Source organism: Palaeococcus sp. (in: euryarchaeotes), from assembly GCF_053987695.1.
This window is the reverse complement of the sequence record NZ_JBMXHE010000070.1, coordinates 1-20,691: the sequence shown is the minus strand read 5'-3', so window position 1 is coordinate 20,691 and position 20,691 is coordinate 1. Positions and strand designations below refer to the sequence as shown.

The window sequence follows — 20,691 nt, the reverse complement described above, 5'->3', positions numbered from 1 at the left end:
GAGGAAAGAAGAGTAGGAAACTCAGGAGAATGTACAAAAAAGCAAAACTACAGGCGAAACACTACATTAACACTGCAGTTAGACAAACCGTGAGAAGACTCTACGAGCTTGGCGTGAGTAAAATTGTCGTTGGCTACCCAAAGGGAATAGCAAGGAATTCTGACAAGGGTAAAAAGCAGAATTTCATCCTCTCTCACGTTTGGCGGTTTAATTACGTGATTAAATGCTTGGAAGAAGTCTCGGAAGAGTATGGTATTCAAGTTGTACTCACGGATGAGGCTTTCACTTCTCAATCCTGCCCCCTCTGCGGCCAACGCCACGCTAATGGTAGAATCTTTAGGGGTTTATTCAAGTGCTGTGGAGAGGGCGTTGTTATGAATGCTGACTTGGTTGGAGCGTTTAACATTTTGCGCAAAGTTAGAACGATAACCCCGAGCCTTTCCGCTTTAGCGGGAGGTAGGGGTAACTGGGGGAAGGCCCTCCCAGAGGGGTTCGAAGAACCCTTTTCAAGGGTTGTTTTGATGAGAACCCCTCAAACCTTCCCGTCCGTAGCGAGGGGTTAACTCGTTGGAACCCTCGCAAAGAGGAGGAGGTCAGTCTATCTCCAATAATGTTGGGATAATTATGCTATGCTTGGCAATGGTGTAATTTTAGTTTCTTTAGGTATTATCATAACCACTCCCCTTATCCTAACAGCATCTATAAATCCCTCAGCAAGGTTTAAATGCCATGAAGAATATAGAATATATTGAACGGAGGTGACAGAAATGGTCGGTATTCTTGTGGAAGAAGTAATGACCGACAAGTATGCAAAAATTGACATCGATGCGCCGCTTTCTGAAGCCCTTGGAATTTTTGACAAGGAAAACCCGGAGTTGGTTCTGGTTTTTGACAAGAAAAAATACAAGGGTATCCTTACCCAAGATTTAATTATAAGGTCCCACCTAAAATGGGATCCAACGAAGGCTAAGGTTAGGGATGTATACAAACCGGCTGGAATTTTGAAACCAAAGGACGATTTGAGCTTGGCAGCAAAGCTCATGCTGGAGGTGGATACCAAATCCCTGCCTGTAGGAGAAGATAAGCTGAATGTGTTTGGTGTAATAAGCGATATGGCAATTCTGGATAGGATTTCTAAGGAGGATTTTGGTAAAAAAGCCATTAAGGAGTTTATGGTGTCGGATGTTATTGCACTGAGGCCGGATGATACCGTGGCAAAAGCCCTTGCAACAATGAGGGATAACGCAATTTCTAGAATCCCCATTGTAAATGAGGAAGGTAAGGTTGAGGGGCTTGTAACTCTTCACGACCTCATTATACGGTTTATAAAACCCAGATTTAAAGCCCAGTTTGGAGAGGTCGCGGGTGAAAAGATTCCTCCCTTCTCAATACAGCTTAGGGAAATCATGGTTAGAAACGTGCTAACTGCAATGCCGGAAGACAGCATTAGAACGGCAGTTGAGATAATGAAAGAGGGCGATGTAGACGGGCTGATAGTCTTGGACGAGGGAAAACGGGTCATAGGAATTTTGACGGTTAAAGACCTGTTGCTCCCAATATCAAAGATGACGGAAAAGGAGGCTAGGTTCTACCTTCAGTTCGGTGGGGATGCACATGCGCTGAGTGATTTCACGAGGGAGAAGATAATAAGCGATGTAAGGAACTTTATCGAAGGATATGACGTTATTGGAAACGAGGGCATAATATATCTGACCATAAGAAGGTTTAACGAGAAGTTCCGGGGCGTGCATCTATACCAAGCTAGGATGCGGATAGTGACGGATAAAGGCTCTTATGTGGCAACAGGGGAAACATGGGGTGCGATACAGGCTGTCCATGATGCCCTTAGAGCTATTGAGAGGCAGCTCCTTCAGAAAGTGGAACTCCACAGAGACATTAAGTACACAAAGAAATTTATAGAGAGGCTCGGCTTCTGAATTTCTTCTCCTTTTTGGTTCTTAACTTTTGGTTTTGAAAACATCTAAAAACCCCTTTTATAAACTCTCTACTGGTGAGAGAAATGTGCCTAGCGGTTCCAGCTAAAGTTGTGGAAATCAAAGGAAACATCGCGATAGTCGATTTTGGAGGAGTTAGGAGAGAAGCAAGGATAGATTTTTTGAGAGATGTTAAAATAGGCGATTACGTAATCGTTCACACAGGATTTGCCATAGAGAAGATGGATGAAAAAGCCGCCCTTGAGAGTCTGAAAGCATGGGAAGAAATCATGAGCGTTCTGGAGGAATGAAGATGCTGGATCTCTCAATTTTTGAGGATAAAGAATTTGCACAAAGGATTCTGATTTCTATAAAGCGAGAGTCAGATAAGATAGGACGAGAGGTAAAGCTCATGCACGTATGTGGAACCCATGAGGATACCGTCACGAGGAGCGGGATAAGATCCCTTCTCCCTGAGAATGTTAAAATAATGAGTGGCCCTGGATGTCCTGTTTGCATAACCCCTGCCGAAGATGTTGCAAGAATGATTGCCATAATGCGGAAAGCTCGGGAAGAGGGGGAAGATATAATTTTAACGACTTTTGGGGATATGTATAAAATCCCTACCGCCGTTGGAAGTTTTGCCGATTTGAGAAGTCAAGGTTTTGATGTGAGAATCGTCTATTCAATTTATGATTCGTACAAGATAGCACTTGAAAACGATAAACTTGTCGTCCACTTTTCCCCCGGTTTTGAGACAACCACCGCTCCTGCAGCGGGTATTTTGGAGGAAGCAATAGATGAGGAGAGAGATAACTTCAAAATATATTCGGTCCACCGTTTAACGCCTCCGGCTGTGGAGGTTCTCGTGAAGCAGGGCACGGTTTTTGATGGTCTAATAGCACCGGGTCATGTCTCCGTGATAATAGGGGTAAAGGGGTGGGAGCACATAAGCAAGGAGTATGGGGTTCCTCAAGTAGTTGCAGGTTTTGAGCCCATAGACTTTCTCATGGGCATCCTGATGCTCCTGAGGCAGATAAGGAAAGGTGAAGCGAAGGTGGAAAACGAGTATACGAGAGTGGTAAGGTATGAGGGCAACGTTGAAGCGCAGAGGAGCATAGAGAGAATTTTCAATGTTGTTGATGCAAAATGGAGGGCTCTCGGGGTTTTCCCGAAGAGCGGACTCGAGCTTAAAAAAGAATTCAGCGATTACGAGATAAGAAGTTTCTACGATGTTGAGGTTCCAAAGATGCCAGAGGTGGAAAAAGGATGCATATGCGGTGCCGTGCTCAGGGGTCTGGCGCTTCCAACGCAATGTCCTCTCTTTGGAAAGGTCTGCACACCCAGAAACCCCGTGGGACCATGTATGGTTTCCTATGAAGGAACATGCCAGATATTCTACAAATATGGTTCTCTTCTATGATTCCTTTTAAATACTTCAAACTCATTCTCAAGCAGTTTCCTTTGCTTTAAATCCAGGGCATTCATTGAAATAACCGCTATCAATGAGGCATTGTTGTGAATCACCCTATCCTTCAGAGATATGAGGAATTTTGCAGCCGCTTCAAACCCATTCTCCACAACCAGATACTCAAAAGCATCTATATAAACAACGTTGTAGCCCTTCTCAAGCTCCCTGTTGATGAGATCTATGAGTATGTCAATTTTTGTGGGACTTATTGCGTAGATCCTGTATTCACCATTCATTGTGCCCTCGTAGGCTTTGGTAACCCAGAACACCACATCGTCTCTGTCGATCTCCTTTTTCAATGCGTTAATATCCCTGCGGGTTATGATAACAGCATTGTTGCTTCTAAAGAGGTCGGGGAAGCTTCTTGTGAAATCTTCAAAATTCTCGAAGATTATTGTTCTTTTTTCACTTACCGTGCCTTTAACTTCCTCTTCCGGTGGAAGAATAGGGAAAAGTACAAATTTAATGACACCTATTGTCATGAGTGCTCTAAGGAAGGTTCCAAGGGCAAGTCCATAGGGTACAAACCATTCGAGCGTTGCGGTGTAGGGATATGATAGGTTGAGCACGCCCAGTCCAACCATCCCGATGGGTAGCAAAAGCTGGACCATATCCCTGCGCAGCACATACCTGTATAGGACGTATCCCAGGTAGATATATCCAATTGCATAGAGTGTCATTGGAAGTGAGGTGCGGAAGGGGAAGTTGGAAGAAAATGACTGGATACTTATTAAGAAGAGCCATAAGTATGTAATGAATGCCAGGCATCCAATCTTGAGTTTGTCCCTCATGCTCATCCTTGACTTTGAAAGGTAAATAGCGGCCATCAGAAGAAGAATGCCCTGAAGGGAGGATACTGTCATATCCACCACAAAAGCGGCTTCTTTTATTAATTTCACTCCTAAAGGTTCCAGTAATAGAACTTCCGGATTAAGAGCGTCCAATAAAAAGGCAAATGCCATGAAGAACCATCCCTCGGTTTTTTCCCTGTAAAACTTATATGTCACCATTAAGAATAAAATCCATCGTGAGATCAAATTAAACAGGGGAATAAGCTCCATACTCACCCCCTCTTTGAGATAACTTTCTCCTGTTTGACAACTACCAATGTATTCGGAGGAACATTCCTATCAACGATAACCCCCGGGCCAACAAATGAGTCGCTCCCTATCTTCCTGCCGGGATATATCGCCACATTTATGCCTATTTTAACCCCATGTCCTATTATTGCCCCGAGCTTTCTCCTTCCGCTGTCCTCAAGCTTCCCCTTGATCTCGACCCTAACATGCCCGCTGTCATGCCTCAGATTTGCGGTGATTGTGCCGGCGCCCAGATTGGAATGCTCGCCGATTATTGAATCGCCCACGTAGTTTAGGTGTGGTGCATTGGAATGATCCATTATTATGGAGTTCTTTATCTCAACGGCATTTCCAATGTGGCAGTGGTTTCCTATGCTCGTGTAGGGTCTTATGAAGCAGTTGGGCCCTATCTTGGAGTCCTCTCCTATTTTAACCGGGCCTATAATATAAGCGCCACTCCGGATTATGGTGCCTCTTCCCACTTCGACGGGGGGGATCAGGGTTGCACCTTCCTCCACTATACCTTCAATCCTGTGTTCGAGCTTTGTTTTGAGGATGTATTCATTGAGCTCCAGCAGATTCCAGGGTCGTCCTATATCGTTCCAGTACCCTTCATAAAGGGCAGCACCTATCCTCTTACCCTCCTTCAGATAGAGATTCAACGTATCCGTTATCTCGTATTCACCGCGCTCGCTTAGAGGTGTGCGCTCTATGAAAGCCATTATCTCTGGTTTAAAGATGTATATCCCGAGATTGGCATAACCCCTGACCCTGCCCGGTTTTTCCCTTACCTTCTTAACGAGCCCCCCCTCGACTTCTATCATCCCAAAATGACTTAAATCCTCAAACTCCTTAACCGCAAGAGCGGCATCTTTGTCTCTGAATGCCTGCATCAAACCTTTGAATACCTCCCTCTCAAAGTATATATCCCCGTTAACCGCTATGAATGGCTCATCTTCTATTACGTCCTTTGCCGAATAGATTGCCCTGGCGGAACCTTCTCCTTCCATCTGCTCCACATACGTCACGGGCTTTCCTTTGAATTCATCCCCGAGCATTTGGATTATTCTCTCCTTCTGATAGCGCACTATGATTATGAATTCATCGACGAAGGGATACATGTTGTCCAGAATGTACTCTATTATTGGCTTATTGGCAATCTTAAGTATGACCTTGGGTCTGTCATCAGTTAGGGGTCTAAGCCTCTCACCCTTACCCGCTGCAAGTATAACCCCCTTCAAATTAACACCCCCACCAACGCAATGCTACCAAATAATATACAGAACTTTGAGAAATTTAACTTTTTGGCAAGTCTGAGCATGACTTCGAGGGTTGCAAGGCTCACCACGAAGGAGGTTAAGACTGCAACTATGGATACATTGACGGGCATAGCAGTCCTTGGAGCTTCCAGGAACAGGTTTCCAAATATTGCGGGAAGTGCAATTAAAAAGCTCAATCTTACTGCTTTTTCCTGATTGACCCCTAAGAGGAGCAGTGCCCCGATGGTGATGCCCGAACGTGAAATTCCCGGTAAAATTGCAACGCCTTGAGCAATTCCAGCACTGACGGACTCTACAATCCCAACTTCATCTCCCTCTTTCAATCCCTTCTCCCTCTTAACTCTCCTAATTGGATTTTCATGAGCTCTGTGAAGAACGATGCCCGTTATTATCAGCAACACACCTACAACTCCATTTACAGCATCTATATTCAAAGAGGCTGCCCTTTCACCAAGGGCTTTGTATACGGGCAACCCTACTATTCCCGTAAAAAGAGTTGAATAAAAGATAAAACTCTCCTCTTCTCCCCACCTAAAAGTTATAAGCTTAAAAAATATCTTTCCCAGCTCATATCTGAATTTATAAGCCAGAGCCATCAGAGCTCCAAGATGTATCATCAGGGAATACGTGTAAACATATTCGGGTGAAACACCGAGAAGATCCATCAGAGCTAGCATGGCATGGCCCGAAGTGCCTATCGGAAGCCACTCCATGACACCCTGAAGTATTCCCATCACCACAGCCTCTTCATACACAATCTCACTCTCCTCGCCTAAATTAGTGCCATCAAAAGCCTGACGGCATCCTCAAAAATCTCCCTGTCCTCCGCATCCACAACATGCTCCAGGTAGTTGAGTGCCTTTACATTGATTATTAAATATGCATCGTTCCTGTTGAGCCCCAGATCATAGGCTTCATAGAATACCAAATCCACCCCAAGTTCCTCGTTCATCATTTTCACAAAGTATGCTATCTCCTCTGTCGTTATCTCATCCCGCTTGCTCTCCATTTCGTCAAAATACCTCTCCATGATACGGCGCTGATGGTTCTCAATCTTCAGGACTCCCTCCACATAAGGAAACTCACCAAGACGGAAAACCTTAATCCCCTCGTAATCCCTGATTCCTATGTAATCCCAGAGGAGAAATCCCTCCACAACATTACCGCTCCCATAACGGGATGCCAGATATGTGAACCTCTCCAGAACCTCGTCCATCTCTCTCAAAAACTCCTCCTCGTCCTCATAGCGTACTACCTTACTAATAGTGCTCATAAATTACACCTGAACTAGTTTCTGTTTTGGCGTTAAAAATACTTTCCCTGCTTATAAAGCGAGTTTCCCCGGGAATCTATCGCGATCACCAGCGGGAAGTTCTCCACCTCAAACAGCCAGAGGGCTTCGGGTATTCCTAGATCAAGCCATTGCACACCAAGAACTCTCTTAATGCTCCTCGCAGCAAGTGCCCCGGCTCCTCCAGTAAATGCAAAGTAAACGGCGCCATATTTTTTAAAAGGTTCTGGATCCATCCCCCCTTTCCCTATTATTCCTTTGATTCCCATACTCAAAACATCCTCGAGGTATGTGTTCATTCTGGCGCTCGTGGTCGGACCCGCGGATATAACTTCGTATCCCCCCGGTATCTCCTTGATTATAGGGCCACAGTGATATATAACAGCTCCGGAGGGATCAAATGGGAGCTCCCTCTTTGAAAGCTTTATCATTCTTCTATGAGCCAAATCTCTTGCCGTAAAAATAGTTCCCGATAGATATACAATATCACCGGCTTTTAGATTTAGAATATCCTCCCCTAGGGGAGTCTTCAGGTTCACTGCCATACCCTAACCCCTCCTTCGCTTATCTCAACAAAAGCCCTCCTGTTAGCCCAGCACTGGACCACGAGCCCAACGGGAAATGAAGCGGGGTGTCTGTGTGCATACTCTATTTTGACATCAAGTGCGGTTGTCTTTCCCCCAAGTCCCATGGGACCTATTCCAAGGGAGTTGACTTCCCCCAAAATGTCCTCCTCAAGTTTGGCAATTCTCTCATCCTCATGTCTCATTCCTAGGGGTCTCAGGAGGGCTTTTTTGGCAAGTTTCAGAGCAAAATCACTCCCCCCTCCAATACCTATGCCGAGGATCACCGGAGGGCACGGCTTTCCACCGCATTGTTTAACGTGTTCAATCACAAATCTCTTTACTCCCTCAAAGCCTTGTCCCGGAGTGAGCATAGCCAAAGCGGAACAGTTCTCGCTTCCTCCCCCCTTGGGCATTATCGCAATTCTTACTTTGTCCCCTCTCACAAGCTCCCAATGAATTATCGGAATAAACCGGCCGGTATTATCACCGCTGTTTCTGTTGGTGAGCACATCAACGGTGTTGGGTCTCAGGGGAATTTCTTTTGTGGCTCTTTTCGTTGCATCGATCAAAACTTCTTTAATATCTTTTAAATACGGACTACTAACTCCCGCCTCCACAAAAAATGTGAGTGTGCCTGTATCCTGACACAGAGGGAGGGAGTATTTTCCGCCAAGATCAATTGTTTTTAAGATATTTTCCAGCTGAAGTTTTGCTATGGGCTTCTCTTCTTCTTTATAGGCTCTTTTCAGTGCACTTACCGTGTCATCCGGTAACTTAGTAACCGCCAAACGGATTGCTTCTATGATATAATCTTCAATTTTCATGATGCATCACATCAAGTTTCTATCACTCAAATGTATAAATTTATTGGAATCCCCTTTTCCAAAAATCCGCATTGATGAGCTTTTTTAATCATTAAAGCCCATATTTTAAGTGCATAAAACTTTTATAGCATTAAATAGAGAATTTCCAAGTGAGAACTTTCAATTCCGAAGAAATTTCAACGAAGGTTTTAAACTAAAGGTGATGAATATGGAGAAGCCAAGGATAGTGGAAGAGTTGAAGCCTTTCTTTGAACCCAAGGGCGTCGCCATCATAGGTGCCACAGATAAAAAGGGAAAGGTTGGAAACGTAATTTTTGAAAACTTCAAAATGAACAAGGAGAAGGGGATTTTCAAAGGTAATATCTATCCCGTGAATCTAAAGCTTGATGAGATCGAAGGTTACAAAGTTTACAAAAACGTTAGAGAAGTCCCTGAGGATGCAGAGCTGGCAGTAATATCAATACCAGCGAAGTTTGTCCCAGCAACAATGAAGGACATAGCGGAGAAGGGCATAAAAGCTGTCGTTATTATCACGGGTGGCTTTGGAGAGCTAGGAGAAGAAGGAAAGAAGATGGAGAGAGATATTCTCCAGACTGCAAAAGAGAACGGTATTAGAATTGTTGGACCTAATTGTGTTGGTATTTATGCCCCGGATACGGGTGTTGATACCGTCTTCTTGCCCGAGAATAAGATGGATAGACCCTCAAGCGGAAATATAGCCTTTGTCACTCAAAGCGGCGCCTTTGCCGCTGCAATGCTCGACTGGGCTGCCATGGCTGGCATAGGCATAAGCAAAATGGTGAGCTATGGAAACAAGCTGGATGTGGACGATGCGGATCTGATGGACTACTTCATACACGACGAGCAGACCAAAGTCGTGACCCTCTACATAGAGGGTGTTAAGGAGGGAAGGAAATTCATAGAAGCCGCGAGGAGAATAACAGCCGTCAAGCCCGTCATCGCTCTAAAGAGCGGGAAGACGGAATATGGTGCAAAGGCAGCTTCCTCCCACACAGGTGCACTGGCGGGTGCTGATACGATTTATGATGCTGTATTCAAACAGACAGGGATTCTAAGGGCAGAGGATTTTGAGCACATGTTTGACGTTGCCAAAGCCTTTGCAAAGTGCAAGCTTCCAAAGGGCGATAGGGTTGGAATAATCACGGATGGCGGTGGAGCGGGAGTTATGGCAAGCGACGCGGTTGCAAAATTTGGGCTAAAGATGGCTGAGCTTAGCAAGGAGACCATAGACTTCCTTAAGGAGAAGTTCCCACCGCACGCTGTTGCAGGAAACCCGACGGATGTGGTTGGAGATACGGATGCTCAGAGATACAAATATGCAATTGAAGCCTTTGTGAACGATCCCAATGTGGATGCCATAGTTATCATAACCCTGTTCCAGGTGCCTCTTCTTGATGAGATGGAGCTAATTGATATTCTAGCAGAGTATGCTCAGAAGAGCGATAAGCCCATAGTTGCAGTGGCGATGGGTGGTAAGAAGACGGAGTATTATGCAAAGATTCTTGAGGATAAGGGAATTCCTGTTTATATGACACCTGAAAGGGGAGTTAGAGCCGTTGCAGGTTTGGTTCAATACGCTAAATATCTGGAGAAGCTCGGGGAATGAGCTCTCCTTTTCACTGTTTATGGGGTGAAAAAGATGAAAGAAGAAGCATTGGAAATTATTAATGGAGTTTTGGCTAAGGGTAGGAAGTCGTTGGTGGAATACGAGGCAAAGCAGGTTTTAAAGGCTTATGGATTGCCCCTCCCAGAGGAGAAACTCGCCAAGAGTGCCGACGAGGCAATAAAATATGCCGAGGAAATTGGGTATCCAGTTGTTTTGAAACTTATGTCACCTCAAATTCTCCACAAAAGCGATGCGAGGGTTGTTGCACTGAAAATAAAGGATGCTGACGAACTGAGAAAGAAGTGGGAGGAGATACACGAAAATGCCAGGAAATATCGTCCGGACGCAGAGATTTTGGGTGTTTTGGTTGCTCCAATGCTAAAGCCCGGAAGGGAAGTAATTATAGGTGTTACGGAGGATCCACAATTTGGACACGCAGTTATGTTCGGTTTAGGCGGTATATTTGTTGAGATACTCAAAGACGTTACTTTTAGGATAGTCCCAATAGAGGAGAAGGATGCCTGGGCAATGATAAAGAACATCAAAGGTTACCCAATTCTCGCAGGTGCAAGAGGAGAAGAGCCGGCGGACATGAAGGCGCTCGTGGACATGATTCTCAAGGTTTCAAAGCTTGTAGATGATCTCAAAGACTACCTCAAAGAAATGGATCTGAACCCTGTCTTTGTTTACAATGAAGGCGAAGGCGCCATGATTGTCGACGCAAGGATAATTTTGAAGTGATTTTCTTTTCTTTTATCTTCCAGCTTCCAAAACCTTCGGCTCCTTTCCTAAAAATTCCGCGGCAGTTAAAACGTTTTTGTCAAGTTTTTCCGCCACTTCCCAAACTTTTTCTGTATGCTTTTTAAAGTGCCGCTCCCTTGGCAGATGGTGGTCGTAGATGATAACCTCCGCATCTGTTTCTCTAACGATTTTGACAGCATTCCTAATTGCTCTCTTCAAATTGATCTTATTAAGGAGATAACCAAGCATGTAGGTCATTGGACCATCTAAAATTAACATATCCGGGTTCTCTCTAACTATCCACTCAGCGTAGTCCTCAATTATGGGACCATTTAAATCGCTCGAATGAATGAATTTTTTACCACCATGCTCAATCACAATCGAAATTACCCATCCAACCCTTGAAAACTCAATGCCATGGAACAACGGCTTTGTAAATCTAATCCTCGTATCTCCAAATTGGAATTGCCTTCCGTCGGCAAAAATCACGTGGATATCTCCAAATTCTATTTCAGGGATTTTTGGATTCTTATTCCAGTTGTTAACCCTATTTTTGAACCACTTCAATCCCTTTTTAAAAAGCTGCTCTCTTCTTTTATTATATTCCCCAAAGTCTCTGGTGGAAGCGATTGGTAATTCTTTAAGAGGGTCTGGATACTCCCTTATCTCAGCTTTTTTGAGAATGCTTTGGAGGGTGATATTTCCAAAGTATCTGCAGAGGCCGGAATAGAAATATTCGGCTCGCTTTCTCTGGGAATCGTTTATGTATTCGTTTGGACTCTTAACTAGAAGCGTTTTCCCCTTGTAGATCCCGAAGTCATTTGAAAAGTAGTGGTCATAATGATAATGTGAGATGATGATAACGTCCGCCTTTTCGCAGGCTTTCTTTATTGCTTTCTCCCCTTCTATTAACCATTTGATCTTTTCCTCTTCAGTCGCGGGAAAGCTCGGCTGCATGATTGCAATTCCGGGATCTATTAAAATTGAGATATCGGGAGTTTTAACTAATACGCAGGAGCTTTTGGCTCCCAGTGAGTCAAACCACACGGGTTCAAATGAGAGACTCATATTTTATCCTTAATCTGTATGACTTTAAAGGTTATCATGAAGATCAAGAGTGCCACAATTCCAAAGACTCCAACAAAAGTAAAACCCATCTCAAAACCAAGGAAACCAACGATTATGGGGCCCAGCGCCTGTCCGATATCCTTTATGCTTTCTAAGAAGCCAAGGGCCGTGCCCCTGAGTGTTGAGATCTCAGTTGCCAGAGGTTTAGTGGAGGCTTCGCTCACTGAAGCTCCAAGTGAAAATAAAACTGCCCCTCCAATTATCAATGGTAGGGACTTTGAGAAAGCAAATATGAGCATTGCAACACTTACCATGCTCATCCCAACAATTATCGGCTTTATTCGCCCTATTTTGTCGCTTAAATAGCCGGCGTAGGGCTTCACAAGTGCCATTATTGAAATTTCAATGGTGAGGATCAATCCGGAGAGCCATGCTTTGTCTTCAAGGAAGTAGAAGAGTGGTAAAAAGGTCTCAATGCTCTGGTACGCCATATAAACTGCAGCATCTAACAGACCAAGCAGTAAAAGACTCGAGCTAAATGAAAACTCGAACTTTTTTAAACTTCCCGCTGCTTCGGGAAGGGTAAACGTTATTGCAAGGGTTATGAATCCGAAGAGGGAACATGAAACGAAGACGATCCAGAAGCCGGCAAAGTATATCAGGCTTCCGGCAAGGAGCGGAGCAATTGCCCTTCCCACAAGGGTTGCAGAGCTTAAAATCCCCATGAAAGTGCCCTTTTTATCGGGATATAAATCGCTTATCAGGGCGAGAGAAACCGGGACGAAGATGGCGGTTGCTATTCCATAGTAAGCCCTCACCAGAGCCAGGGTTATGACATCGCCGGCGAGGAAGTACAAAAGAGGAGCCGAGAAGAAAACAAATCCGCTGATTTTAAGGAGCCTCTTCCTCCCGTATATGTCACTCAGAAGACCCGAAGCAAAGTTTACAAAGATGCCCGTTATGGTCGATGCGGCTGCGATAATTCCAATCTCCCCCTTGCTAAGACCCAGGCTCTGGGCATAGAGCGGCAGTGTGGGAGATTTGCTCATGGTTGAGCCGAGTATTGCGAAGAATCCCATTAAGAGCACAAAGTAAAGGCTCTTTCTATTCACCTTCCTCCCCTCTCTTCCCAAATAGACCTACAAGGTCATGGATTATGAGAATGTCAATCCCGGCGTTAATGGCATGAAAGAGCGCCCCGGCAATGAGCATTAAAATCGCTAGGAAGAGGTCAATACCCTTGTAAATCAGGGTTATTTTTGCGGCACTTCTATACCCGCGGAGGAGTCCCCCCGCCAGAAGGACATTTAACACCCCAAAACTTAGGTAAATATAGGATAATCCTCCTGCACTTTTTTCAAATCCATACAGCAAAAAGAAAGCTTGAAGAAAAAGGAGATAAGCGCTCAGCTTCACATCTCACCCCTCAAATAAACATCAAATGCTTCAACGTATTTAAACCCATCGTCCGGGAATATCAGGACATAAGTTCCCTCTCCAAGCTTATCTATGACCTTCTCGAAAGCCTTGACCACTGCTCCAGAGCTTAACCCTATCAACAGCCCCTCCCTGCGTGCAACTTCAATTGCACCTTCGATTGCCTCTCTCTTCGTAACTTCAATGACCTCATCAATATCCACTTGGAAGAACCACTTCGGTTTTGTCTCCAGGCGCTTTATGCCGGGAATGCTTTCTCCTTCCACCGGAACAACGCCTATGATCTTCGTATCGTAGCGCTCTTTGAAATACTTTGCCAGCCCTCCGATGTGCCCTGAAGTTCCTATTCCCGCTATTATCGCTTTGGCCTTTTTTCCAATGCTCTTAAGCTGTTCGTCTATTTCTCTGGCTGTGTGCTTATAGTGAGCCTCAAAGTTGTCGTCGTTCTCGAATTGGTTTAAATTGACTGCTCCTGCCTTCTTTGCTTCCTCGACTACGTACCCCACCATTTTGGGGTCAATTGTCTCAAAATCCGTTCTGATGACTTCGGCACCCAAAACCCCAAGCAAAACTTCCGTGGTCTTTGGGGTGGGTTTTGGTAGATAAGCCCTAAAATCAACTCCCATGACGCTGGAGAGTGCTGCCATGGAAATGCCGACATTACCTGAGGTTGCCTCAAAAAGCTTCCTAGTGCCGTTGATGTTCCCGCGCTTCTTGGCATTCATAAGCATGTTAAAAACAGCTCTGTCCTTAATGCTCCTGCTGAAGGGGTTAAAGAACTCCAGTTTGGCAAAATACATCCCCCCTTTCAATTGAAAGCTTAACCAGGGGGGTTGGCTTGAATTTTTCATAAAGCTCCAGTGTGCTGTTAAACACGTTTATTTGCATCACCGATGGAGACTTGGAAGGGGGCTTGATAAGTGTTTCGTTTGAGGCAATTCTGAACAAAAATGTGTAATTATCCCATCTCCTCCTTGAGCTCATCACTCGTGAGGATTACGAGTGCCAATGCAGCTAGGAAGCTCAGGCTCGCGGAAGGCGCATCAAAGCTCGTAAGCATCCATAGTATCCCAAAGATTAAATCCAGAAGGCTTATGTAAACTCCAAGCTGCCTGATAACGTCCTTTCCAAGGGCAATCCCTACGAGGATTAAAAAGTGAACCGCACCTATTATCAGAAAACCCCAAAAGGTTGTTCTATCCCCTAAGCTCAGTGCTCCCATGCCCTCAAAATACACTCCCATTAAAAAGAAGAAGAGCAGGGCAATGGGCTTAAGCCTCATGCCCTAGCTCCTCCACGGGCATTTTCATCCTTGACACTGCCAGCAGGGTTAGGATTCCAATGAGGGGCATTAAAGCGAGTTCCCCAAGTGCAAGAGCATCGCTCTGTCTTGCAAGTATCTCCGTTATCGATGGTGCTACTGTATTGGCAGAGTTTGAGATTAAACCCAAAGCGAAAGATGCCCTTGGATAAATGCTTTTTGGATATGTGGCGGGTGCTGAGGTCCAGAATGCCGGTCCTGTTCCCTGAAGGGCGCCTATCAGGACAACGGAAGCTAGGGTTAATGTGTAATTTCCGGCGAGTATTGCCTTTGAATAAATCAGCAATCCTATGAATGCTATGGCATAGGAAGCTATCATGACCTGAACGATTGCCTTGAAGAGGCCCCTTGCGCTCGGGTTTTTCCTGGAGAGGAGATAACCCACATAACCCATTCCGATTGACCAAAGAGCCTTTGAAATGTTGAGGGATGTGCTCAAAGTGGCAACCTGATCCTTGCCCCATCCCATCTGGTAGCCAAGGGAAGCTGAAAATCCTATAATTGTAAAAATCACCCACAGGGCAGGGAAGAAGGTGAATCCGAGCACCCAGGTGAACTTAAATTTCCAGACACTCACTTTTGCCGTACCTTCCTCCTTATGTATGATTTCAAAGTCGCTAACTATAAGCCACCATAGGAGGAGAACGGCGTACATTATGAGTGTCGTCATCAAAAATGCGCCCTTCCATCCAAGAGCTTGAACAGCGTACTTGGCGCTCATTGAACCGAACACGCCTCCCCAGAAGATCCCGGAGAGTATTATTCCCTTTGCAAAGGGTCTCTCGGCAACAAAGAAGTTGGCTATTTGAGTGCTGAACAGGGGCACAAGGCTTACGACAAATCCCTGTATGAACCTGAGGAAGACCACTCCATACCAGTTTGGCATGTATGGGATTAAAGCCTGTGGAATTGCTGCAAAACTCAATGCTATGGCAACACTCCTCTTAAAGCTTCCCTCATAGAGCTTTGTATGCCCAAGAAGAAATGCCACGAAGAGGCCGAAAACATAGGCGATGTGTTGCAGATCATAGGCTTCCGCGCTTATACCAAAGTGAGAGATTATATCGGGCTTGGCAACACCCATCATGCTCAAGGTTCCAAACCCTGCTGTCATAACCAGTGTGTCAAGTATTACCGCTTTCCAGCGCTCCATATTCAAACCTCCTTAAAGTTTTCCCAAAATCATCAGCACACCAAACACGATGAACAAAACTCCTGCTCCTTTGTGGATTATTTCCAGAGGAAGGGCGTCTCCGATTTTATCTCCTATAAATGCTCCGAGGAGATTGACGAGAGCGAGACCTAGAATTGCCCCTATAAATGCCTTAGCCCATCCATATTTGGCTGCAAATGCCATGGTGGCAAGCTGGGTCTTGTCCCCAAGTTCCGCTAAAAAAATTGCAATAAAGACGTATATGACTTCCTCCATGTGAACCCTCCAAGATCAGAGCTCTTCTAGAGCCTTTTTAATTCTCTCCAGTGCTTCTATAAGTTTTTCTTTTGTTGTTGCATAGCTTATCCTTATGTAACCCTCGCCGTGCTTTCCAAAGGCTGTTCCCGGAATTACGACAACTCCCGCTTTGTTTAAGAGCCATTCTGCGAACTCTTCGCTCTTCATCCCCGTTTCTTTTATGTTTGCAAAGACGTAGAATGCTCCCTTTGGTTCTAATGCACTTATGTACGGCATCTTCTGAATGTAATCAAGGACGATCTTTCTCCTCTCGTTATAAATATCCTTCATCTTCCTAACAGCTTTCCAGCTTTCTTCACTTCTCAGGGCTTCTATACCCGCTATCTGAACGAAAGATGCAACATTCCCTATGACGTAAGCGTGAAGCTTTATCATGTCCTTGATTATCTGTTCTGGAGCTATTGTGAATCCTAAACGCCATCCTGTCATTGCAAATGTCTTGGAGAAGCTGTTGGCAAGAATTGTGTTGTCTGGAGCGTATTTAAGCATGGGATAATGCTTTGCATCTCCATAGATAAAATGCTCATAAGGTTCGTCGCTCAGGATGTAGATGTTGTAGTCCTGGGCAATGTCGGCTACAGCCTTTGCAATCTCTTCATCGAGAGTTGCCCCAGTGGGGTTGTTTGGATAGTTTATCACTATCATGCGGGTTCTCTTTGTAATGAGATCCAGTAGTTCATCCGGGTCTGGTTGAAAGTGGTTATCCTCTCTCAATGGGAGTCTTACGCTTTTAGCTTCAGCCATCTTTGCATCCTCAACATAACACACGAAAGCGGGATCGGGTATTATGACTTCATCGCCGTTCTCCAGAAGGGTTTCAAAGGATAAGTATGTAGCTTCATAAGCTCCGGCGGTTACAATGACATTCTCCATCGGAACATCCATGCCATAGGTATGCCTGTAGTACTCCGCAATGGCTTCCCTAAATTCGGAAATGCCCGCATTTGGAGTGTAGTGAGTCCAGCCCTCATCCAGTGCCCTCTTTGCGGCTTCCTTAATGTTCTCGGGAGTATCAAAGTCAGGTTCCCCTATACCTAGGGAAATCACGTTCTCCATCTTTCTTGCCCTTTCAAAGAGCTCCCTAATTTTAGAACGCTGTATCAGGTTTATACGACCTGCTATGAAATACTTATGGGTCTTATATCGCATGAACACCACCTCACGCATTTTTGGGGTCATATTTTACTCTTATAAACCTATCGAAAAGTCTTTTTTTGGAGTAGGGGGCATTTTTGGAAAATTTTCGCAAAAAGTAAGAGCCATCAAATAAAATTAGAACGAAAAAGCGGTTTATAGAACATCCACCAAAGCAGCGAGTTCTATTAACTCCTTAACTTTTTCGACATCACAGTCTTTAAAGGGAATCTTCTGGAGATTATTTTCTTCTATAAACGATTCAAGATTTCTGGCTGCATCCTCTCCAAAAGCCACCATGAAATTTTCCCCTTTTTTTGCGCCAACTTTGCTTATCGCTTCATGAATCTGGAGGGTTCCTGCAAGTCTGAGCAAAATTTCTCCCGTGATGGTTCTGGCTTTATTTGTATTCCTTTCAAATGCCTTTAAAGAAGATATTGTGGCAAAAGCCAGCTGTTCCCAGCATTTCACACTGACTATCTGCATATTTTTTTGGATTTTGGTGAAAATCCCGGATGGATCTTTCAACTTCACTTTTTCAATGGCAATTTCATACCTATCCCATTTTATAAGCTTCATCCCAAGACCCCCATGTTATTTTAAAATTTTGGGGTTATAACCTTTTTACTCCACACATTTGGGTACTTTTAAAGAATTTTTGTTTATGAGCCAAATTTTTTAAAATTTTTTGAAATTGATATTATGCTGATATTAACAAGAATAAAAAAGTATTTAACTACATAATGATTATTAGTGTATTAGCAACTGCTAGGTGATACAAATATGGCTAGGAATATGAAGATAATCAGCGTTCAACTGCCTCAAAGTCTCATTAATGCCATTGATACCCTCGTTAAGAGGGGTGTTTATCCCAATCGGAGTGAAGCCATAAGGACAGCGATCAGGGAATTGATAAAGAAGGAGCTCTATCAAACAGAGATTTCAGAGGAAGAAAAACCCGCGTATATAGCTGATTAATAATGTTAGGGGGTAAAGGGGATGGTTTTTAAGCTTTTAGAACAAGCCGGGCTTAATATATTTGATGATGAAGAGGAGAGAGGAAGGAGCAGAAACCGGAGCCCAGTTAATATAAAGGTAATCGGTGTTGGTGGAAGCGGTAACAACACGATAACGAGGCTCTACGATATAGGAGTTAACGGGGCTGAATTAATTGCCATGAACACCGATTCTCAACAGCTCCAGAGGACAAAGGCTGAGAAAAAGATACTTTTGGGACCAAATATAACCTATGGAAAAGGTGCCGGCGGAAGCCCTATGGTGGCTTATAGAGCCGCCGAGGCGAGTGCCCAAGATATTGCCGATGCTGTTAAAGAGGCGGATTTGGTATTTATAACCGCAGGAATGGGAGGAGGAACAGGCACGGGTGCAGCTCCTGTGGTTGCCAGGGTAACAAAGGAGGTTGCAAAGAACAGTGGAAGGCTCCAAGAACCTCTCGTGGTGGGAGTGGTGACATTCCCCTTCAAGATGGAGGGACAGATAAAGCTGGATAAAGCGAGAGCCGGTGTTAAAGAACTCATGAAGTATGCAGACACCGTGATTGTTGTTGATAATAACAAGCTCCTAGATTTGGTTCCCAATTTACCCATCACCCAAGCCTTTAGGGTTGCGGATGAGGTAATAGCCAGGATGGTTAAGGGATTGAGCGAGACAATAAACCAAGACTCAATGGTTAACATTGACTATGCGGATGTCTATACTGTCATGAAGAAGGGTGGAACAGCTTTAATCGGGATAGGTGAGTCAAATTCCAAGAACAGGGCGGTAGATGCCGTTTTAGATGCTCTTAACAACAAAATGCTTGATGTTGAATACGATGGGGGGAAGGCTGCTCTGGTGCACTTCACCATGGGACCCGATGTTAAGCTCGAGGAGATAAACAAGGCTATGGAAGAGGTCAACAAGAGGCTGGGTTCTAGGAGTGAAATAATATGGGGTGCTAGAATAGACGATGAGCTGGAAGGATACGTTAGGGTAATGGTGATAATGACAGGGATTAGATCTCCCTACATATACGGGAGTGCTGAGGCACTTCAGGATGAGAAAAGGGAGATACCTGATCAGAAGCTGGAGATGAGATATACAAGGCAGGAATATATCGACAGGGATCTTGAATTCAACAGAGACTTCTATGATGATGAAATGAAGCCTTTATACCCGACCAGAAGAAGCTTCCGCTTGGATAACATACCGGAGCTTTAATTTCTTCCCATAATTCTTTCGGTGGACACCATGGCTACGGTAATTAGTATAGCCAATCAGAAAGGAGGAGTGGGGAAAACCACTCTAACCCTGAACCTCGGACACGCTCTGGCAAACAGGGGAAAGAAGGTTCTTATGGTAGATGTTGATCCCCAGTTTAACCTAACCTTCGGGCTTATCGGACTTGATGTTCTTAAATACGAGAGCAACAACGTAGGAACGCTCTTGACTAAAGAAAGTGAAGTTGGAGATTCCATAATCGAGATTAGCGAAAATCTTCATCTGGTTCCTTCTCATTTAAACCTCTCGCAGAAGGAGATAGAGATTATAAATTCGTATAATAGGGAAAGACGTTTGGAGAAGGCTTTAAAGCCCGTTTTACCCGACTATGATTACGTCCTGATTGACAATCCTCCCAGTATGGGGATATTTTTGGTGAATTCCCTGACTACGTCCGATTACGTTCTAATACCTTTGGAGCTCAGTTACTTTGGAGTAATAGGAATGCAGCTTATGTTCAATCTGATGAGGATGATAAAAGAAGAAACGAATGAACATCTGTCTCTTATGGGTATAGTGCCCAACAAATTTACGAGGCAGACCAAAGTTCCAAAAACACGCTTAAAGGAGCTCAAGGAGACGTACCCAAACGTTCCCCTTTTAACCACCATTCCACAGTCAATAGCATTGGAAAAGGCGCAATCACAGGGTCTGAGCATATTCGAATTCGAGGGTGATGGAAGGGCTGCAAAGGCATTTTTAAAACTTGCCAATGAGGTGATTGGAATTGCCGAGAGAAGGTAAAATCCCCAAGTTATTTTCAGGATCAATTGATGAACTAACCCAGCCCGCTAAAATTGAGAAAGAAGGGAAGAAAAAGGATTTAAAGAAAGTAAAAAAGCAGAAAACCCTCTTTGTAAGCCAGGACATGAATCTAAAGCTCATTGAGCTCTATGCCCATGAAGGGAGGAGACAGAGTGTTATTGTCGAAGATGCTGTGAACCTCTACTACTACCTCAAAAAAGCCATGGGAGAGAGGAAGTTCGGAGAATTAATGAGTGTCGTGGGGAGAGAAGATGAGAAGTATCTGAGAGAATATCTGGAAAAGTTTACGCTTTAAATCTCATGTTTGTTTAAATAAGCGCTAAAATCAGCCCTGTTCAAATAAGGGGTAAACTCAGCCCGGCTTGAATTGTTTTTTATTTTTTAATTTTTACTCGCAAAAGT

General features: G+C 44.4%; 25 protein-coding genes. 10 read left to right on the top strand and 15 right to left on the bottom strand.

What is annotated here, in order from left to right; all coding sequences use genetic code 11:
- The 4 genes from ACXJGZ_RS06105 to hypD all read left to right on the top strand — a co-directional run.
- Positions 1 to 563: zinc ribbon domain-containing protein (locus ACXJGZ_RS06105; RefSeq protein WP_456398629.1), on the top strand; the 563-nt coding region annotated here is incomplete at its 5' end.
- A gap of 204 nt (positions 564 to 767) precedes the next feature.
- Positions 768 to 1,937 carry a CBS domain-containing protein gene (locus tag ACXJGZ_RS06100; RefSeq protein ID WP_293255309.1) on the top strand — a complete coding sequence of 390 codons (1,170 nt, stop codon included), beginning with the start codon at positions 768 to 770 and terminating at the stop codon, positions 1,935 to 1,937.
- Positions 1,938 to 2,020: 83 nt separating this feature from the next.
- Complete coding sequence (locus tag ACXJGZ_RS06095; protein WP_293255327.1) at positions 2,021 to 2,245, top strand: HypC/HybG/HupF family hydrogenase formation chaperone; 225 nt, start codon at positions 2,021 to 2,023, stop codon at positions 2,243 to 2,245.
- 2 nt (positions 2,246 to 2,247) lie between these two features.
- Positions 2,248 to 3,357: a hydrogenase formation protein HypD gene (hypD, locus tag ACXJGZ_RS06090; protein ID WP_456320753.1), complete on the top strand. Its 1,110-nt coding sequence runs from the start codon at positions 2,248 to 2,250 to the stop codon at positions 3,355 to 3,357.
- Here hypD and ACXJGZ_RS06085 read toward each other — a convergent pair.
- From ACXJGZ_RS06085 to ACXJGZ_RS06060, 6 genes are read right to left on the bottom strand one after another with little or no spacing between them, the layout of a single operon-like run.
- Positions 3,333 to 4,466 carry a DUF835 domain-containing protein gene (locus tag ACXJGZ_RS06085; RefSeq protein WP_456398627.1) on the bottom strand — a complete coding sequence of 378 codons (1,134 nt, stop codon included), beginning with the start codon at positions 4,464 to 4,466 and terminating at the stop codon, positions 3,333 to 3,335. The two genes, hypD and ACXJGZ_RS06085, sit on opposite strands and share 25 nt — an antisense overlap.
- A gap of 2 nt (positions 4,467 to 4,468) precedes the next feature.
- Positions 4,469 to 5,725 (bottom strand): bifunctional sugar-1-phosphate nucleotidylyltransferase/acetyltransferase, encoded by a 1,257-nt coding sequence (gene glmU, locus ACXJGZ_RS06080; protein ID WP_293255303.1) that lies wholly within the window; start codon positions 5,723 to 5,725, stop codon positions 4,469 to 4,471.
- Positions 5,722 to 6,498 (bottom strand): undecaprenyl-diphosphate phosphatase, encoded by a 777-nt coding sequence (locus ACXJGZ_RS06075; RefSeq protein WP_456398625.1) that lies wholly within the window; start codon positions 6,496 to 6,498, stop codon positions 5,722 to 5,724. Before ACXJGZ_RS06075 ends, glmU begins: the two co-directional genes overlap by 4 nt.
- 38 nt (positions 6,499 to 6,536) lie before the next feature.
- The gene (locus ACXJGZ_RS06070; protein WP_456321006.1) at positions 6,537 to 7,037 is read right to left on the bottom strand and encodes a hypothetical protein; all 501 of its coding nucleotides are present in this window, start codon (positions 7,035 to 7,037) and stop codon (positions 6,537 to 6,539) included.
- Between the two features lie 32 nt (positions 7,038 to 7,069).
- Positions 7,070 to 7,600: a FumA C-terminus/TtdB family hydratase beta subunit gene (locus ACXJGZ_RS06065; RefSeq protein ID WP_456321007.1), complete on the bottom strand. Its 531-nt coding sequence runs from the start codon at positions 7,598 to 7,600 to the stop codon at positions 7,070 to 7,072.
- A complete protein-coding gene (locus tag ACXJGZ_RS06060) occupies positions 7,591 to 8,445 on the bottom strand; it encodes a fumarate hydratase (protein WP_456326206.1) in 855 nt (284 codons plus the stop codon). The genes ACXJGZ_RS06065 and ACXJGZ_RS06060 overlap by 10 nt, the downstream gene beginning before the upstream one ends.
- Positions 8,446 to 8,653: 208 nt before the next feature.
- On the opposite strand from ACXJGZ_RS06060, the gene ACXJGZ_RS06055 reads away from it, so the two are divergent.
- On the top strand, positions 8,654 to 10,072 hold the full coding sequence (locus ACXJGZ_RS06055) for an acetate--CoA ligase family protein (protein WP_456321014.1): 1,419 nt from the start codon (positions 8,654 to 8,656) through the stop codon (positions 10,070 to 10,072).
- Between the two features lie 33 nt (positions 10,073 to 10,105).
- Positions 10,106 to 10,813 carry an acetate--CoA ligase family protein gene (locus ACXJGZ_RS06050; RefSeq protein ID WP_456326207.1) on the top strand — a complete coding sequence of 236 codons (708 nt, stop codon included), beginning with the start codon at positions 10,106 to 10,108 and terminating at the stop codon, positions 10,811 to 10,813.
- 12 nt (positions 10,814 to 10,825) lie between these two features.
- Here the strand turns inward: ACXJGZ_RS06050 and ACXJGZ_RS06045 are convergent, their stop codons facing one another.
- From ACXJGZ_RS06045 to cgi121, 9 genes are all read right to left on the bottom strand, one after another.
- Positions 10,826 to 11,881, bottom strand: a complete 1,056-nt coding sequence (locus ACXJGZ_RS06045; protein ID WP_293252815.1) for an MBL fold metallo-hydrolase — start codon at positions 11,879 to 11,881, stop codon at positions 10,826 to 10,828.
- Entirely contained in the window at positions 11,878 to 12,993 is a 1,116-nt protein-coding gene (locus ACXJGZ_RS06040; RefSeq protein WP_456398621.1) for an MFS transporter, read from the bottom strand. The genes ACXJGZ_RS06045 and ACXJGZ_RS06040 overlap by 4 nt, the downstream gene beginning before the upstream one ends.
- On the bottom strand, positions 12,986 to 13,297 hold the full coding sequence (locus tag ACXJGZ_RS06035; RefSeq protein WP_293252809.1) for a hypothetical protein: 312 nt from the start codon (positions 13,295 to 13,297) through the stop codon (positions 12,986 to 12,988). The genes ACXJGZ_RS06040 and ACXJGZ_RS06035 overlap by 8 nt, the downstream gene beginning before the upstream one ends.
- A complete protein-coding gene (locus ACXJGZ_RS06030) occupies positions 13,294 to 14,169 on the bottom strand; it encodes a cysteine synthase family protein (RefSeq protein WP_456398618.1) in 876 nt (291 codons plus the stop codon). The genes ACXJGZ_RS06035 and ACXJGZ_RS06030 overlap by 4 nt, the downstream gene beginning before the upstream one ends.
- 107 nt (positions 14,170 to 14,276) lie before the next feature.
- The gene (locus ACXJGZ_RS06025; protein WP_456321012.1) at positions 14,277 to 14,600 is read right to left on the bottom strand and encodes a hypothetical protein; all 324 of its coding nucleotides are present in this window, start codon (positions 14,598 to 14,600) and stop codon (positions 14,277 to 14,279) included.
- Complete coding sequence (locus ACXJGZ_RS06020) at positions 14,590 to 15,792, bottom strand: MFS transporter (RefSeq protein ID WP_456398616.1); 1,203 nt, start codon at positions 15,790 to 15,792, stop codon at positions 14,590 to 14,592. The genes ACXJGZ_RS06025 and ACXJGZ_RS06020 overlap by 11 nt, the downstream gene beginning before the upstream one ends.
- Before the next feature lie 12 nt (positions 15,793 to 15,804).
- Positions 15,805 to 16,068, bottom strand: a complete 264-nt coding sequence (locus tag ACXJGZ_RS06015; RefSeq protein WP_293252800.1) for a TMEM165/GDT1 family protein — start codon at positions 16,066 to 16,068, stop codon at positions 15,805 to 15,807.
- A 15-nt stretch (positions 16,069 to 16,083) separates the two neighbouring features.
- The gene (locus ACXJGZ_RS06010; RefSeq protein ID WP_456398631.1) at positions 16,084 to 17,259 is read right to left on the bottom strand and encodes an aminotransferase class I/II-fold pyridoxal phosphate-dependent enzyme; all 1,176 of its coding nucleotides are present in this window, start codon (positions 17,257 to 17,259) and stop codon (positions 16,084 to 16,086) included.
- A 141-nt stretch (positions 17,260 to 17,400) separates the two neighbouring features.
- Positions 17,401 to 17,823, bottom strand: coding sequence for a KEOPS complex subunit Cgi121 (gene cgi121 / locus ACXJGZ_RS06005; protein ID WP_293252797.1), 423 nt, complete (start codon positions 17,821 to 17,823; stop codon positions 17,401 to 17,403).
- Positions 17,824 to 18,027: 204 nt separating this feature from the next.
- Between cgi121 and ACXJGZ_RS06000 the strand changes: the two genes are divergently transcribed.
- The 4 genes from ACXJGZ_RS06000 to ACXJGZ_RS05985 are packed head-to-tail and all read left to right on the top strand — an operon-like array spanning position 18,028 to position 20,584.
- Positions 18,028 to 18,222, top strand: coding sequence for a ribbon-helix-helix domain-containing protein (locus tag ACXJGZ_RS06000; protein WP_293252794.1), 195 nt, complete (start codon positions 18,028 to 18,030; stop codon positions 18,220 to 18,222).
- Positions 18,223 to 18,243: 21 nt separating this feature from the next.
- A complete protein-coding gene (gene ftsZ, locus ACXJGZ_RS05995; RefSeq protein WP_293252791.1) occupies positions 18,244 to 19,464 on the top strand; it encodes a cell division protein FtsZ in 1,221 nt (406 codons plus the stop codon).
- 30 nt (positions 19,465 to 19,494) lie between these two features.
- Positions 19,495 to 20,268 carry a ParA family protein gene (locus tag ACXJGZ_RS05990; protein ID WP_456321013.1) on the top strand — a complete coding sequence of 258 codons (774 nt, stop codon included), beginning with the start codon at positions 19,495 to 19,497 and terminating at the stop codon, positions 20,266 to 20,268.
- Positions 20,252 to 20,584: a CopG family transcriptional regulator gene (locus ACXJGZ_RS05985; protein ID WP_293252784.1), complete on the top strand. Its 333-nt coding sequence runs from the start codon at positions 20,252 to 20,254 to the stop codon at positions 20,582 to 20,584. The genes ACXJGZ_RS05990 and ACXJGZ_RS05985 overlap by 17 nt, the downstream gene beginning before the upstream one ends.
- The last annotated feature ends 107 nt before the right edge of the window (positions 20,585 to 20,691 follow it).

Excerpts from the sequence above, each read along its gene's own strand:
- ACXJGZ_RS06100 (WP_293255309.1), top strand. The coding sequence starts at position 768 with ATGGTCGGTATTCTTGTGGAAGAAGTAATGACCGACAAGTATGCAAAA.
- ACXJGZ_RS06095 (WP_293255327.1), top strand. The coding sequence starts at position 2,021 with ATGTGCCTAGCGGTTCCAGCTAAAGTTGTGGAAATCAAAGGAAACATC.
- hypD (WP_456320753.1), top strand. The coding sequence starts at position 2,248 with ATGCTGGATCTCTCAATTTTTGAGGATAAAGAATTTGCACAAAGGATT.
- ACXJGZ_RS06085 (WP_456398627.1), bottom strand. The coding sequence starts at position 4,466 with ATGGAGCTTATTCCCCTGTTTAATTTGATCTCACGATGGATTTTATTC.
- ACXJGZ_RS06075 (WP_456398625.1), bottom strand. The coding sequence starts at position 6,498 with ATGGGAATACTTCAGGGTGTCATGGAGTGGCTTCCGATAGGCACTTCG.
- ACXJGZ_RS06070 (WP_456321006.1), bottom strand. The coding sequence starts at position 7,037 with ATGAGCACTATTAGTAAGGTAGTACGCTATGAGGACGAGGAGGAGTTT.
- ACXJGZ_RS06065 (WP_456321007.1), bottom strand. The coding sequence starts at position 7,600 with ATGGCAGTGAACCTGAAGACTCCCCTAGGGGAGGATATTCTAAATCTA.
- ACXJGZ_RS06060 (WP_456326206.1), bottom strand. The coding sequence starts at position 8,445 with ATGAAAATTGAAGATTATATCATAGAAGCAATCCGTTTGGCGGTTACT.
- ACXJGZ_RS06055 (WP_456321014.1), top strand. The coding sequence starts at position 8,654 with ATGGAGAAGCCAAGGATAGTGGAAGAGTTGAAGCCTTTCTTTGAACCC.
- ACXJGZ_RS06050 (WP_456326207.1), top strand. The coding sequence starts at position 10,106 with ATGAAAGAAGAAGCATTGGAAATTATTAATGGAGTTTTGGCTAAGGGT.
- ACXJGZ_RS06045 (WP_293252815.1), bottom strand. The coding sequence starts at position 11,881 with ATGAGTCTCTCATTTGAACCCGTGTGGTTTGACTCACTGGGAGCCAAA.
- ACXJGZ_RS06030 (WP_456398618.1), bottom strand. The coding sequence starts at position 14,169 with ATGAAAAATTCAAGCCAACCCCCCTGGTTAAGCTTTCAATTGAAAGGG.
- ACXJGZ_RS06025 (WP_456321012.1), bottom strand. The coding sequence starts at position 14,600 with ATGAGGCTTAAGCCCATTGCCCTGCTCTTCTTCTTTTTAATGGGAGTG.
- ACXJGZ_RS06020 (WP_456398616.1), bottom strand. The coding sequence starts at position 15,792 with ATGGAGCGCTGGAAAGCGGTAATACTTGACACACTGGTTATGACAGCA.
- ACXJGZ_RS06015 (WP_293252800.1), bottom strand. The coding sequence starts at position 16,068 with ATGGAGGAAGTCATATACGTCTTTATTGCAATTTTTTTAGCGGAACTT.
- ACXJGZ_RS06010 (WP_456398631.1), bottom strand. The coding sequence starts at position 17,259 with ATGCGATATAAGACCCATAAGTATTTCATAGCAGGTCGTATAAACCTG.
- cgi121 (WP_293252797.1), bottom strand. The coding sequence starts at position 17,823 with ATGAAGCTTATAAAATGGGATAGGTATGAAATTGCCATTGAAAAAGTG.
- ACXJGZ_RS06000 (WP_293252794.1), top strand. The coding sequence starts at position 18,028 with ATGGCTAGGAATATGAAGATAATCAGCGTTCAACTGCCTCAAAGTCTC.
- ftsZ (WP_293252791.1), top strand. The coding sequence starts at position 18,244 with ATGGTTTTTAAGCTTTTAGAACAAGCCGGGCTTAATATATTTGATGAT.
- ACXJGZ_RS05990 (WP_456321013.1), top strand. The coding sequence starts at position 19,495 with ATGGCTACGGTAATTAGTATAGCCAATCAGAAAGGAGGAGTGGGGAAA.